This is a genomic window from Pseudomonas sp. TH41 (genome assembly GCF_016650695.1).
GTDB lineage: Bacteria > Pseudomonadota > Gammaproteobacteria > Pseudomonadales > Pseudomonadaceae > Aquipseudomonas.
The window spans coordinates 672,838-687,582 of the sequence record NZ_JAEKFH010000006.1 but is presented as its reverse complement, the minus strand read 5'-3'; the positions used below and the strand labels follow the sequence as shown (position 1 = coordinate 687,582).

6 protein-coding genes and 3 pseudogenes are annotated in these 14,745 nt (G+C 60.0%); 1 reads left to right on the top strand and 8 read right to left on the bottom strand.

Features of this window, described 5'->3' with window-relative positions:
* From JFU37_RS27000 to JFU37_RS26970, 7 genes and pseudogenes are all read right to left on the bottom strand, one after another.
* Nucleotides 1-2,378: pseudogene (locus JFU37_RS27000) on the bottom strand (efflux RND transporter permease subunit); the annotation flags it as partial.
* A gap of 36 nt (nucleotides 2,379-2,414) precedes the next feature.
* A pseudogene (locus tag JFU37_RS30910) lies at nucleotides 2,415-3,472 on the bottom strand (WD40/YVTN/BNR-like repeat-containing protein).
* A gap of 77 nt (nucleotides 3,473-3,549) precedes the next feature.
* Nucleotides 3,550-4,912: pseudogene (locus JFU37_RS26990) on the bottom strand (DUF1329 domain-containing protein).
* Nucleotides 4,913-4,945: 33 nt separating this feature from the next.
* On the bottom strand, nucleotides 4,946-6,775 hold the full coding sequence (locus JFU37_RS26985; protein WP_201120065.1) for a DUF1302 domain-containing protein: 1,830 nt from the start codon (nucleotides 6,773-6,775) through the stop codon (nucleotides 4,946-4,948).
* A 64-nt stretch (nucleotides 6,776-6,839) separates the two neighbouring features.
* Nucleotides 6,840-8,003, bottom strand: a complete 1,164-nt coding sequence (locus tag JFU37_RS26980) for a thiolase C-terminal domain-containing protein (RefSeq protein ID WP_201120064.1) — start codon at nucleotides 8,001-8,003, stop codon at nucleotides 6,840-6,842.
* 216 nt (nucleotides 8,004-8,219) lie between these two features.
* Nucleotides 8,220-10,886: a helix-turn-helix transcriptional regulator gene (locus JFU37_RS26975; protein ID WP_201120063.1), complete on the bottom strand. Its 2,667-nt coding sequence runs from the start codon at nucleotides 10,884-10,886 to the stop codon at nucleotides 8,220-8,222.
* A 57-nt stretch (nucleotides 10,887-10,943) separates the two neighbouring features.
* A complete protein-coding gene (locus tag JFU37_RS26970; RefSeq protein WP_201120062.1) occupies nucleotides 10,944-12,581 on the bottom strand; it encodes a 3-(methylthio)propionyl-CoA ligase in 1,638 nt (545 codons plus the stop codon).
* A gap of 128 nt (nucleotides 12,582-12,709) precedes the next feature.
* Here JFU37_RS26970 and JFU37_RS26965 point away from each other — a divergent pair, with 128 nt between their 5' ends.
* Nucleotides 12,710-13,786 (top strand): AraC family transcriptional regulator, encoded by a 1,077-nt coding sequence (locus tag JFU37_RS26965; protein WP_201120061.1) that lies wholly within the window; start codon nucleotides 12,710-12,712, stop codon nucleotides 13,784-13,786.
* Nucleotides 13,787-14,004: 218 nt separating this feature from the next.
* Here the strand turns inward: JFU37_RS26965 and JFU37_RS26960 are convergent, their stop codons facing one another.
* A complete protein-coding gene (locus JFU37_RS26960; protein WP_201120060.1) occupies nucleotides 14,005-14,676 on the bottom strand; it encodes a glutathione S-transferase family protein in 672 nt (223 codons plus the stop codon).
* Between the last annotated feature and the right edge of the window lie 69 nt (nucleotides 14,677-14,745).

Genomic DNA, 14,745 nt, shown 5'->3' with positions numbered 1-14,745 from the left:
TTCCAGATGAACATGAACGTTAGCAGGATGCCCATGTCCGCCTGGAATTTGATCGGCGACCAGGCCCAGGTAATGACACCTGCCGCCAGGGTGATGCCGACCAGCGCCACCACTTTGCCGGTGAACGCGACGGAGTTTTTGTAGGCTTCGGTCAACGACAGACCGGCACGTTGTTGCGCCAGTTGGACGCTGAGCAGGTACAGCGCGTAGTCAACACCGATGCCGACACCCAGTGCGATGACTGGCAAGGTCGCGACCTTGACGCCCATGCCCAGCCAGACCATCAGCGCTTCGCAGAGAATCGACGTCAGCATCAATGGAACGACCGCCACCACCACCGCGCGCCAGCTGCGGAAGGTGATGAAACACAACACGATCACCGCGCCGTACACGTAGAACAGCATGGTGCGGTTGGCGTCGCGCACAACAATGTTGGTCGCCGCTTCGATCCCGGCGCTGCCGGCAGCGAGCATGAACTGGCGATCGCCATTGCTATGCTCCCGGGCGAACTGATCGGCAATCTTCACCACATGATCGAGGGTTTCGGCCTTGTGATCCGAGAGATAAGCGATCACCGGCATCATTGAGCAGTCGTTGTTGAACAATTCGGGGTTGTTCACCGAGGCCTGCTGCGCACCGTAGTTCAGTACGTTCTGGTTCCGGGCGATGGTCAGCCACTTTCGGGTTGCCCTCGTAGGAACCGGCGGTAATCTGCCTCACGGCATTGACCAGCGACACAGTGGTTTGCACACCGGGTTGCTGCTGTAACAACCATCCCAGGCGGTCTGCCTCCACCAGGGTTTCGTACTTCAGGCAGCCTTCGCTGGGCGTTTTGACCATGACCGCAAACTGGTCGCTGGACAGCGAGTAGTTCGCCGTGATGTAGGCGTTGTCGCGGTTGTAACGCGAGTCGGCGCGCAACTCGGGTGCGCCAGGGTCCAGATCGCCAATCTTCAAATGCGTGCTGACCATGAAGCCACCTACCGCCAGCAGCCCGGCCACCACCACCGCCACCGTTGCCCAGCGACGCTCGGTAAAGCGGTCAAGCAGACTCCACAGACTGCCCAGCCCTTTGCCCTTCAGCTCTTTGCTTTCCTGACGCAAACTGCGCGCCGCCGCTTTCGGGCTGACGCCGCAGTAGGACAACAACACCGGCAACAGCACCAGGTTGGTGAAGATCAGCACCGCCACGCCGATACTCGCGGTGACCGCCAGGTCCTGAATCACCGGAATATCGATCAGCATCAGCACGGCGAAGCCCACGGCATCGGCCAGCAGCGCGGTGAGCCCGGCGAGGAACAGAGCGGCGAAAGGTGTAGCGCGCGGCGATCAGCTGATGGGTGCCGCGTCCGACGTCCTGCATGATCCCGTTCATCTTCTGCGCGCCGTGGGATACGCCGATGGCGAACACCAGAAACGGCACCAGAATCGAAAATGGGTCGAGCGCGTAACCGAACAAAGTGATCAGCCCGAGTTGCCAGACCACGGCCACCACCGAGCACAGAATCACCAGCGCGGTACTGCGCACGCAGCGGGTGAAGGCAAGTAGATGATGGCGGTGGCGATCAGCGCGGCCGCGCCGAAGTACAGCATGATCAGCAGCAGGCCATCGATCAGGTCGCCCACCAGTTTGGCGAAACCGATCACACGAATCTTGATCGGGCCTTTGCCCTCTTCACCGGCCTTGTGCGTTCGCGTTGCTGTCGGCGAACTCGAACTTGTTGCGTAGTTGTTCTTCAAGCATGCGCGAGAATTGGTGATAGTCGATGGCGGCGCCGGTAACCGGGATCCTTCTCCAGCAACGGCACTACGATCATGCTCGACTTGAAGTTGTTGCCGACCAGACTGCCGATAATCCCGGAACGCGCGATGTTCAAGCGCAATTGCTCGACGCCACTGGCCGAGCCGTCGTAGGAGTCCGGCATGACCGGGCCACCACGAAAGCCCTCCTCCGTGACCTCGGTCCAGCGCACGGCCGGTGTCCACAATGATTTCATCCAGGCCCGGTCCACGCCCGGCGTCAGGAACAAGGTGTCGTTGACCTGCTTGAGCACTTCCAGGTAGTTCGGGTCGTAGATGTCGCCGTTGGTGTTCTCCACCACCACCCGCACCGTATTGCCCAGCCCGCGCAGGGATTGGCGATTCTCCAGGTAGTTTTTGATGTACGGCTGACTCTGCGGAATCATCTTTTCGAAGCTGGCATTGAGCGTCAGCCGAGTAGCCGCGAAGTAACTCAGCAGCACGGTCACGATCAGGCAGGTCAGCACCACCAGCAGGCGGTTATTGAAAATCAGGCGTTCAAGGAAGTTGCCGGAGCGTGCATCGAAGCCCTTGAGCTCTCGGATCACCGGCATCGTATCGAGGTTGTAGTTACCCATGACGTGGCTCGTCTCTTTTTATTGTGTGAAGTGGGCTTATTCGAAGGGCAACTGACGCAAACCCTGGGCGCCCGCGACCACCACGGAGCCAGACGCGATGGTCTGCACCGCAGCGGCGGGACCCGGGCGTGTTTGTGGCTGTTGCGTGAAATGTGCGCCGTCGTCCGCACTGACCAGTACGTGGCCGGCCTGGCTGACCAGAATGATGCGTCCGTCTGCCGTGACCGTGCTCGCGGTGATGCTGGAAGACAGGCCCAGCTCCACTTTGTCCCAGTTCGATCCGTGATCGACACTGCGGTAAACATTGCCGCGCAGGCCATAAACGAGCACAACGCCCGGTTTGCCGGTGATACCGAAATAGCTGCCGCTGTAGGGCGTCGGAACGTTGACGAAGCGTTGCGTCGCCGGGTCCAGTTTCAACACCAGGCCTTGTTCGCCGACGATGAACAGGTCATCGCCGATGGCGCGCATTCCATAGAAGTTCAGGGCGCCCGGGTTATCGGTGCGCTCCATCAGCGGAGCCCAGGTCTGCCCGCCATCTTCGGTGCGAAAAATCAGGTTGAACGCGCCGACGACGTAGCCAGTTTTGTCATCAGAGAACCACACGTCCAGAAAGGGTTTGTCCGCCCCTTCGTCGATCATTCGCTGGGCTTCGGCTAATAACGCATCATCCGGCACCGCTTGCCGCTGATAGTGTTCGAGCATGATCTGCCCTACCTGACGTCCATCGAGCTGGCGTTTCCAGGTTTCACCGTTGTCGTCGCTGTGCAACACAATGCCGTCGTGCCCGACCGCCCAGCCCTGGGTCGGGCTCGGAAACTGCACCGCCACCAGATCGGAGCTCACCGGCACTTCAGCCTGATGCCAATGAACGCCGTTATCATCGGAATAAAAATGTGGCCGCGCTGGCCCACAGCAATCACTCGCTTACCCGCACGGGCCACCCCGGTGAACGTTCCATTAACGGCTTTTTCACTCTGAATCGCCGGGCTCGACAGCGGGTCGACAAAATCCGCGGCGACCACGGCTCTGGTAAATGGCACGGCCAATGCCACGGCTAGCGCAGTGAGCGTTATCCATCTAAATGCATTCATGAGGTTCACTCGGAAAAAAGCCGCCAAACAGTGCGAGGACACACTGCCGGCGACAAAAAAATACCCGCGTTTATGGCTTAGCGAATACCCGTACCGGCCAGTGATTCAGGTGCCCACTGCGCTTTCGAAAGCGGATCGATGTACTTGATGCCGCCATACGGGCCGTAGATGCCGGTGATGTTGTAGCTGCCGGAGACAAAGTCATAAATCATGTGGTTGTCGGAGTTCGGCGCCTGCACGTCATAGCTGTAAGCGAGGTGTGCGAAGGAGCCGCGGTACAGCTTGCCGCTGGCGTCATATTCATCCGAAGCCAGGGCGATCCAGCTGTCTTCGTCGAGGTAGAAGGTGCGCTTGCTGTAGATGTGGCGTTTGCCCGGTTTCAGCGTGGCCTCGACGACCCACACGCGGTGCAGCTCCCAACGCACCAAATCGGGATTGACGTGGTGCGCCGTGGTGATGTCCGCCGCTTCCTTGTGATAGTTCAGCTTGTAGGTGTTGTAAGGAATGATCATTTCCTTCTTGCCGACGAGTTTGAAGTCGTAACGGTCCATGGCGCCGTTGAATACCCAGGCATCGTCATAGGTCGAGGCACCGGCCGAGCCGGGGTTCGGCGTGTCGTAAGCGATGTCCGGCGCGAGTTTGATCCGGCGCTGACCCGGCAGGTATTGCCAGCCACGACGCTCCATTTTCAGCGGGTTGACCGCATCCTGCACCAGGATGGCTTCGCCTGCGCGGCGGGCCGGGGCCTGGTAATAGAGTTTGGTCTTGAAGAACAGATCGCTCTCTTTCGCCGGCTCTGTACGCTTCGGATCGTAGAGCGGGTATTCGAGATACGCATTACCGGTGGTGGCCAGAATCGCCGTGCCGGCACCGTCGACGTTCCAGGAGTCGTATTTGAAATTGGTGGCGTAGCCCTGATAACGCAGCAGGTGGTTCCACATGGCCTCGTAGCCATCTTTCGGGATCGGGAACGGCACGCCCGGCAACGCGTTTTCAAGCGCTACACCACCCTCGAGGGTTTTGGTGCCGACTGCGTTTTTCGCGGTGTTATCCAGCAGGCGCTGAGGCAGCGCAACGCTGCGATGGGTCGGAAACACATCGACCCGGAACGTCGGATAACGCTTGAGCAATTCCTGCGTGCTCGCGGTCAGTTTGTCGGCGAATTGACCGACGTTTTTGCCGTCGATGACCGCACGCGGCTTGTCGGCCTCGAAAGGGTCTGGACGAAAAGAGCTGCCGGACTGGTAACTGGCTGGCGGCGTGGTGATGCCGCCGGTGTAGGCCGGAATGGTGTTGTCGGCATTGCCGGCCTTTTCAGCGCCGACGGCTGTCAGGCTGCTGCCGAGTTTTGCCGCTTCATCCCGGAGAGACGGCTGCGTGTGCCGCGCCGGCGATGGCAACGGTCAAGGCAGTGAACAAAAGCGTGTTGACGAACTTCATGGAGTGACTCCTGCTATCAAGCAAAGACTTCGATCAAATGGTCGTTTTGAACGTAAACGTGACCATGCCCCGATCCTTGAGCTGAGGCTGTGTACCGCCGAAAGCAGTGGTCTGCCCCGGTACGCAGTTGTATTGACCATTGGCCCCAGGTGCGGCGCCCTCGCCTTGAGCACCCGCACTACCGGCTGAGCCACAGGTGTCGAACGGACCAAAGTTATCCACGTATTTCAGGTCGAACCGGTACTGGTTGTGCACGTCCATGCCGACACCCACCGAATAACTGCCGGAGTCCTTGTTACCCCCCAGCTGGACAGCGGAGTTACCCGAGAGTCCGACGTTGTAGGTGATCGGCAAGTACATATCGATGCCGGGGAACACCTGATACCAGGTCGGGTTGAAGTTGACGCCCAGGACGTAGTTGTCCTTGCTGACCTTGTCGACACCGCGATACCAGTCTTCGCCCTTGAACAGCTGTTTGTTGTCGGTGACGTCCAGCCAGCGGCTGTAAGCGAGCTCAACCAGCAAGGACGAACTGTCCCAGACCGGCGTGTCGCCAAAGGTGGTCAAGCCGTTCAGTACTGCGTGCACGGTGTTGCCTCGGGCCACGCCGTTGTCACCATCGAAGTTGCTGATGAAGCCCGGTAAACCGGCAGCACCTGCCGCCGGACTGACCGTTGCCGGCACGCTGGACAACGGCATGTTGTGGCGATAGTTCAGGTCGAGACCGACGCTGACGCCTTCGATGCTTTTCGACAGGCTGAGGCCGTAGACATCGATGTCATCGACGTAGAACTGGTTGTAGCTGCCGACATTGCCGGAGATCAGTTGCGCAGGACCGACAGCCGTTGGCTGCAGCACCAGGTTCGGCAGGATGTCGGAAGTTTTGCGGTAGTAGACGCCCAGGGTGCCCTGCAGCCACTCGGGGCTCCACTTGGCCATCAAACCGAAGTCGCCATGGTTGTCGGGGGTATAGGTATGCCCATTCGTGATGCGTAAAAACTGATTGGCGCCCAATGGACCAGGGGTGCCGAAACGAGGGTTCTGTGCCGCAATCAGAGACAGGTTATGCCCGCCATTTTGAATACCGTCGTTGAAACCCAGGTAGGTGCCCGACTCCGGCAACCGCGCGGCATCCCAATCCAGGAAGTACTGCGCGCCGACAGTCAGCTCCGGGTTCAGCGTGAAGCTAGCGGACAACTGGTTGCGCGGAATGAACAGTTCTTTGGCTTCTGTTCCCGGCACTGCCAGCGCCTTGGAAAGATCCAGGCCGGACTGGCCGTAACTGTTGCCGTGGGCAAAGGCGAGGATGCTTTCGCCCCAGTAAACAGTGTGTTTGCCCGCCTTGCCACTGAGCAGCGATTCGTCGCCGACTTCCGTACTGCCGAACACAAAGGCGTCGAGAATTTCCGAAGACGGGCCGTTGTAGTAACGATCGGCATAACCGCTCTGATGCCGGGAATCCGGCCGGCCGCTGTTCAGCTGGTTGGTCGAGGCGTTATCGCTGCCGATATCGTCATAGGCGTGGTCGTACCAGGAGTTGGCACTGACCCGGAAACCGGCTTTCTGTTTGTAAACCACATCCAGTTCGGACAACACATCCAGTCGCTGAGCAACCGGACTGCCGGAAGAGAAGTTGCGATCCCCATCGTTGTTGTTCCACGAATGGGCCAGCTTGCTGTTGGGTGCCTCCACACGCTGGGCGTAGTTGAACTTCACCGTGTTGTCGAACCGCACCGAGAGATCCTCGTTGCCGGTATCGATCTCGAGGGCCTGCACGGGAGTAATCCCCAGCCCCGCCAGAATTGCAGAAGCCAGAAGCCCTTTACGCAAGTTTGCATGGCAGATCTTATTGTTGTTGTTCATCTAACTTGCTCACCTTCTCTATGGTTCACGAAAAAGTCACACTTGAATTCGCAGGGTTCTTTCCTTAGGTCCTCTGCAGAATGGTTACTGATACTGCTCGGCCAAGCGCCGCGCTGTGTTGGAGGGCCGTCCGGGCACCGGTGATCTGCCTGGCCTGGGCCGCACCACGCAGCTGCCACACCAGTTCACAGATCTGCGCCAGCCCTGTTGCACCGGGTGCATGTCCACGACCCAGCAGGCCTCCCGAGGGGCAGACAGCAACCTGTCCCCCCCATGATCTGCAGGTGCGCCGGACGAAACTGTCGATCTCGTCTTCCTGACACAATCCCAGTGCCGCGCTGTACACCATGAAGTCGCCGACGCTCTGGTCGTGCAACTCCACCACTTCGATGTCTTCGGCCCCGACTCCGGCCATTTCGTAGGCCTGCTGCGCAACGCGGCGGGTTGCGGCCCGCCCCAGTACATCGAGCACACAACCGGACTCTTGCTCGGAGGCGGTATCGCTGCCGCGCACACTGGCGAGCACTGCGACACCACCCCGGGCGCCATAACGCGCCAAGAACGCCGGAGTACAAAGCAGCACCGCCGCCGCGCCGTGAGCGGGTGGGCTGAGGTAAGGAGCGAGCCAGCCATCACGGTCTGAGCAACGGTGCAGCACCGCATAGGGATTGAGCCTGGCCTGCGCCCGAGCCTGGTTGATCACCCGCTCGAAGCTGCTTTCCTCAATTGCCATCCGGGTCAACAGCCAACTGGTCTGGGCGGCGAACAGCGCGGCCGGATGCTGACGGCGGGCGAGAAATGCCAGTGGATCGTTGCGACCTCCCAGGCTGTCCCACTCATCGTCCGGGCATTCGTCCAAGCCGAAAAAGGCCCGGTTGGAAATACTCGTCGGCATGCATTCGAAGCCAAGCGCCAAGGCGCATTCGGCCTCGCCCGAAAGCACGCTGTTGCGGGCCAACTGGAACGCGCTGCTGCCCGAGGCACAGCCATCGCTGGTGATGAAGAGCGGAATACCGGTGAGGCCGACCTGCGCCAACACCTGCTCGGCACTACCGGCTTCACCCTGTACGCAAGAGGCGAACACCTGGTCGACCAGATCGAAGTCAATACGCGCATCATCAAGCGCCGACCGGATCGCCCGGCCAGCCAGCGAAGCGACGCCATCGCGAGCGCTCAGCGGGACGAACGGGGTCATGCCCACCCCCGCAATCAGCACTCTTTCACTCATAGCCCCTGCTCCTGGATAGCCGCCATGCATCGGCAAATCTTTTTGTAATTGGTTTATCGAGCATCGCTACACAGGACCGGCGAATTCGGTCAGGAGTGCACACTCGGCTTGGTACTCAGACTATGACGTCGCTGCAAATCAGCCACCCCCAACGTCAGGGGGAGTGAATTCGGGGGGGAGGTGGAAGGACGGCCAGGATACAGCGCGGATCCGGCCTCAGCCGGCTGGGTGAAGGATACCCAGCATGTAGGCGCGATCGACGACATGCCGGCGCGTGCCGGCCTGGAATTTTCCGAAGAGGTTTTTCAAGTGCCACTTCACCGTTTCTTCGCCGACATTCAGCGCCAGGGCTATCTTCTTGTTCGACAGGTTGCGTGCCAGCAACTGCAACACTTCACGCTCCTTGGGCGTCAACAGGCTGCTGGGAGAAACGTTCGAGATCGGTTCCGGGCGCGGAACCGGAGGTGGCTGGTGCATGGCCGGCGTAACCGGTCGGACATTTTCCCGCTGAAGATCTTGCGCCCACTTGAGCAGATCCGGATGGGTGTCTTGCACGACTCGCTGCAGATCGTATTCCTCGGCCAGGCTGATGGCCTCCAGAAGGCAGGGAAGCCCGTCTCCACCCGACTCCCTGAGCGCCAGGGCCTTGAGCAACTTGACCTGAACGATTTCGCGGCCACGCCGCAGGCGCTCGACTGTTTCGCCAACCATCGCCAGGACGTCCAACATTTTCGACCAGTCGCGCTGCACCAGTGCGACATAGGCGTTCGCCAGCCCGGCCACCATGCTCAACTCCGGTCCGAGCAACCCATGTTGTTCGCGGGCAACGTCGGGCATTCTTTCATCCAGGCGACGCCATAGCGCCTGGCAGGTTTCGGCCCGGCCTTGCAGGGCGTTGAGGCGAATCTGCTCACCCAGAGCGACCATGCAGAAACGCGCAATGTCACGCTCCTCGCCGAGGGCGCAGAGTGCCTGCAACAAGTCATATCCACGGTGTGCCTGGCCCTGCAACATGGCCAGGCGTGCGGCGGTGAGAAAGCCCATGACGATCGCATCCGGTGAGGCCAGCCGCTCGACCACATCCAGGCGGTTGGCCAACACCGTCGTCGCTTCCTGGATCAGTCCACGCTCGAACAGCACTGCAGCCAGACCGCTGGCCAGCATCACCGCCACCGGACTGCGCCGACCGATGTCCTGTTCAGCCCGCAACAGGCTGTCTCGCAGCGAAGTTTCGGCCGGTAACATGCGCCCCTCGCTAAGGTAGCTCATGCCCACCACCCATTCGCCAAATCCGCGAATCGCATCGAGGGCGGGGCTCCAGGCATAGTGCGGCGCCCGCTGGAAGATCCGTCGGGCCTTCTCCGGCTGGCCCTGGAACAGCGTCAGCCGGGCGACCTGGTTGGCGACAATGGCTTGCAGTTTGATCGAGCCAGACGGTGGCGCGTCCACCCAAGGGGTGATGAGTGCCAGCGACTCATCCGGCCGGTCGGCAAAATAGGCCGCGGCGCTGGCTATTGCCGCCGCTTCGCAACGAGTCGCTTCATCGGCGAGCGGGTCCTGCTGGATGCCGGCGATCAACCTCGCCGCCTCGACATGCCGCTCGCTCATTGCCAGCGACCAGGCGGCCGCCAGGTACATGCGCGGACGGGATTCCACTTCTTGCGGGGGAAGCTCTTCGATCCATTCCATTACCCGGCTGAATTGCCCCCGCAACATGATCTCGTACAGGCACTGTTCGATCATCGCGTAGGCCTCGGTGGCACGCCCGGCCAACCGGTATTGCCGAGCCGCCTCTTCGAAGAACGACTGTTCTTCGAGCCAGCTCGCCGACCGCTCATGGAACGCCTGACGCTGCGTCAGTGGCAGTACGGCAAAACGCCCGAGCAGAAACTCCCTGGCCAACGGATGAATACGCACCCAGTCACTATCGACACTTTCGACGAAAATCGGCGTCGAGGTGCACAACTCATGCAGCAGTTCAGCTGCCCGCTCATTGCCGGTCAAGGCAACGCAGAGCGAGGGATGAACCATCTCCACCAGGGCAATGCAGGTGAGAAATTCGACCTGCTCGACAGATAGTCGGGCAACCAGGCTATCGACGAAATATCGCTGGATATCACCCGAGCAGGCCGACAGTTCCTCAATAGCCGCTACCAGGCTAGGGCTCTTCTCTATCGCGGAAATCGCCAGTTGCAACCCCAGTGGCCAGCCTTCGGTGATTTCGTGCAGGCGCACGCAAAGGTCCGGATCGATACGTGCGGCAAAGCGGCTGCTGAGTATCGCCACGGTTTCTTCGACGCGAAAACGCAATGCCGTGACCGTTATCGTGGCGTACAACCCGCGCGCCAGCAGGTCGGCCACATGCACGCTCAAGCGTCGGCGCGAGGCCATGATGATGCGCAGGTTGGCCGGGGCGTTGTGCAGCAGATAAGTCAGGGAATGGCGAACGGTCGCCGCCGGCAAGGTGTCGGCTTCGTCGAGAATCAACACGGTTTCGCTGCCCAGGTCGGCCACCTCTGCCAACCAGTCCGTCAGCCCCTCCAGCTCATCGCGACCATGACCGGGCATACGCTCCAGAGCGCCGGCGAAGGACTGTCGACCAGTGCCTATGGCCATGGCCGCGGCCAGCCCCTGGGCAAAGCGGACGCCATCGTCATGGCTATCCAGCGTCAACCAGCCGACCACCGCCCCACGCGACAGGAACTCCCGGCGCCACTGGGCCAGCAGGTAAGTCTTGCCGAACCCCGCCGGGCCATGGATAGCGATCGCCACCTTGTCCACCAGTTCGGGGGCGTCAATGCGCAGGCGCTCGCGCAATTGCGTCATTTTCTGGCTTCGCGGCGGAGTGGTCTTGAGGACCAGTTCGGGCTCTATGCGATCCATGTTGGAGTTGCCTCTCGACAGAGTGCTGCACTGCGTGAAAGAGACGGAACGTGATGGCTAGCGACATGCTAGACGATAGTCCTGAAACTGTTCGCGCAACTTCATTTTTTGCAGCTTGCCGGTCGCCGTGTGTGGTAGCGCGTCAACGAAGGCCACATCGTCTGGCAACCACCATTTGGCTACACGGGACTCCAGGAAACCCAACAGATCTTCCTTGCTGGCTATCTTACCGGCTTTCAGGACGACGATCAGCAGCGGTCGTTCCTGCCACTTGGGATGGGGAATTCCGATCACGGCGGCCTCCGCCACCGCTGGATGACTCACCGCGGCGTTTTCCAGGTCGATCGAGGAGATCCACTCGCCACCGGACTTGATGACATCCTTGGCCCGGTCAGTGATCTGCATGTAATTATCCGGGTCGATAGTGGCGATATCCCCGGTATCGAACCAGCCTGAGTCATCGAGGATCGGCCCACCCTCCCCCCGATAATACTGACTAGCAATCCACGGTCCCTTTACCAGCAGGTGTCCAGAGGCCTTGCCGTCACGAGGCAGCTCGGCGCCCGCGGCATCGACGATCTTCATCGATACCCCGAACAACGACCGTCCCTGCTTGGCCTGCAAATCCAGGCGCTCATCCAGTGTGGCATAGCGGTGCTTGGGCAGCAGGTTGCATACAGTACCCAGCGGCGACATCTCGGTCATGCCCCAGGCGTGCAGGACCCGGGCGTCGAATCGGTTTTCGAAAGTCTCGACCTGGGCCCGCGGCGCCGCCGCCCCGCCAATCACTACTCGGTTCAGCTGGAGATCCACCGCTGGGTCCAGTTCATGGGCCTCGACGTATTGCTGCAAGGACATCCATACCGTGGGTACGCCAAGGGCCAGGGTCACAGCTTCGTCACGCATCAGTTGATAAAGACTCTCGCCATCGAGCGAAGCCCCTGGCAGAACCAGACGCGCCCCGCTCATCGCCGCCGCATAGGGCATGCCCCAGGCATTGACGTGGAACATCGGCACTACCAACAGCGCTGAATCCGCCGATGACAGAGCGAAACCGTCCTGGGTACACAACGCCAGGGAGTGCAGGATCGAAGAGCGGTGCGAGAACAGCACACCTTTTGGATTTCCGGTGGTGCCCGAGGTGTAGCACAACGACGAAGCGGCCCGCTCATCAATAACCGGCCAGATGAACTCGTCGCTCTGGTCCTCAATCAGTTCCTCGTAACACAACAGGTTGGGCACCTCGATGGCCGGCATCCGGCTGCGATCAGTCAGGGCGATGAAGGCTTTGACGGTCTTCATCCGCGGAGCCAATTGCTCGACCAGCGCGGCGAACGACAGGTCGAAGAACAGGTACTGGTCCTCGGCGTGGTTGGCAATGAACTCGATCTGCTCAGGGAACAGTCGCGGGTTGATGGTATGCAGGACCGCACCCATGCCCGATACGCCAAAGTACAATTCCATGTGCCGGTAGCCGTTCCAGGCCAGCGTAGCAATCCGGTCGCCGGGTTGCACATCCAGGGCAGTCAGGGCATTGGCCAGCTGTTTGGCGCGGCGGCCGATATCGGCATAGCTGCAGTGATGCATCGGCCCTTCGACGGTGCGCGAGGCGATCTGGCCCTGTGGATGCGCTTTGAGCGCATGTTCCAGAACCGATGAAATAAGCAGCGGGTGATCCTGCATTAAGCCCAGCATGGCTTTGTCTCCGTTCAGAATTATTGTTTTTGGATCGTGGTATTCTGCGCAAGCTTCGGGGATTTATTTGATATTACGTGCCAATTATTTGATATTTTATGCCAATCACTCTTGGCAGCAGGTTGCCCATGACTACCCACAGTATCCGCAGCATCGTCCTGTATGGCGCTCGCGAGTTGATCGCCGACCTGCACGGCGATCCTTGGCGGATCGCCCATGCGGCGGCGATCCCGGTCCAGGCCCTGGAGCAACTGGAAATCCTGCTACCCGCCAGAAGTGTTGTGCAATTCCTCGATCTGGCGGCTAGGGAAACCGGCCGGGAAGACTTTGGCCTGCTACTGGCACAGAGACAAAGCATGGGCATGCTGGGCGGGGTTCTGTTCGACCTGGTCAGCGAAGCGACTTCCCTGGGCGACTGGCTTGAGCGACTGTCGCGCTACTTCCACCTGCTGTCCTCCGGTGCTGTTGTGCAGTTGGAACAGCACGAGCTAGGGGTAACGCTGCAGTACGAGATCACCGCCGCAGGCGAACTGGACGACACTCAGGTTCTGCACTTGGGGTTGGCCCTGATCACCCGCAAGTTACGTAGCGCCCTTTACCCCCAATGGTCTCCCGAGCGCGTGATGTTCCGCTGTCGGGAACCGCATAGCCGCGCTTCCTACGTGCGGATGTTTGGACAAAACGTGTTTTTCAATCAGGAGTGCAACGGCCTGCTGATCAGCCGGCAAGTGCTGGAACAGCCGCTGAGCGCTGAACAGCCTTCCTCCAGGCCGGCGCTGCTCGGTTATCTGCGGGAAAACCAGCAGCGCCGCAACAAAAGCCCAGTGCTGGCCACCGAAGACTCGGTGCGCAAGCTCCTGGCCAGTAACGGTGCACCTCTCGAAGCGGTCGCGCTTAACCAGCTGCAGAGCCGGCGAACCTTGCAGCGCAAGCTGGCCTGCAGTGGCACCACCTTCCAGGCCATCAAGACCCAGACCAAACTCGACCTGGCCTGTAAGTACCTGCGCCAGACCGATCTGAAACTCTCGCAAATCGCCGAGGCCCTGGGTTTTTCCAGCCTGAGCGCGTTCAGCCGCTTCTTCCACACGGCAAAGGGCTGCGCGCCCAAGGTCTATCGGGCACAGGTCACCGCTTCAGTGGAAGGGCTGGCGCACACGGCCGCGTTGGTCGAGCAGATGGATCATGAGTCAGGCATAGGGGGGTGACGACAATGAACAGGCCCATGCACACGGTGGAATCGGCGCTGCTGGCCGCTGATACCATGGTCAGCCCGATTACCAGGAAGGCGGATAAGGTTGTGCGATGGTCTATCGAATGGATCAGATCAAGGGGCAACGACAGCCGCAGGTAGCCTCCCGCGGAGCCTTCGGTGGAACCGGATGGCAAATGGCAGCAGATCGCTGATACGACTCCTATTCTCTTTCTATTTGTTGCCCACAAGAGGGGAATGAATGAGGGGAACGTTCTGCTCTTTGGCAGTTCGGTATTGCACCGCCAGCGCTTTGCCGAAACTCTCCCGTTGTTGCAACATCTGCCAATAATTTCGTACCGATTGCGGGAACTGCTCCTCCAGACCAATGAATTCAGCCAGCATGAGCGCGTATCCAACAGAGATGTCTGCAGCAGTGAACCGTTCTTGGCAAAGATAGGTGCGACCCGCGAGGCCTGATTCAATACCCCTCAGCCTCCCGAGAAACCAGCGCCTGTAGTCCTCCACCACCTGAGGATTGCGACGCGAAGGCTCTTCGAAGCGAGCATAGCGAAGGATGAGAGTCTGAGGAAAGGTGAGCGTCGCTTCACCGAAGTGCAACCAATTCAGGTAGATGCCGAAATCAGACTCCTCCGATGCAACATCCAGGTTCGAAGTTCCGGAGCGCCTAGCGAGAAATTCGCAGATGGCGGATGACTCGGTCATTAGCAAATGACCGTCAATCATTACAGGTACAGTCCCCAGCGGATTGATCTCCAGGAATTGCCGCGCATGTGCTCTTGGAGGGAAAGGCAACATTCTCAATTCATACGCAATTCCTGACTCTTCAAGCATCCACAGAGGCCGAAATGAACGCGCACTCATGCAGTGGTACAGAATGATCATCTTAAGGCAACCTCGCTGGTGAGATAGCGGATTCCGGCACCATTCTTCGACAAGCCCTGGCGGCCGAGC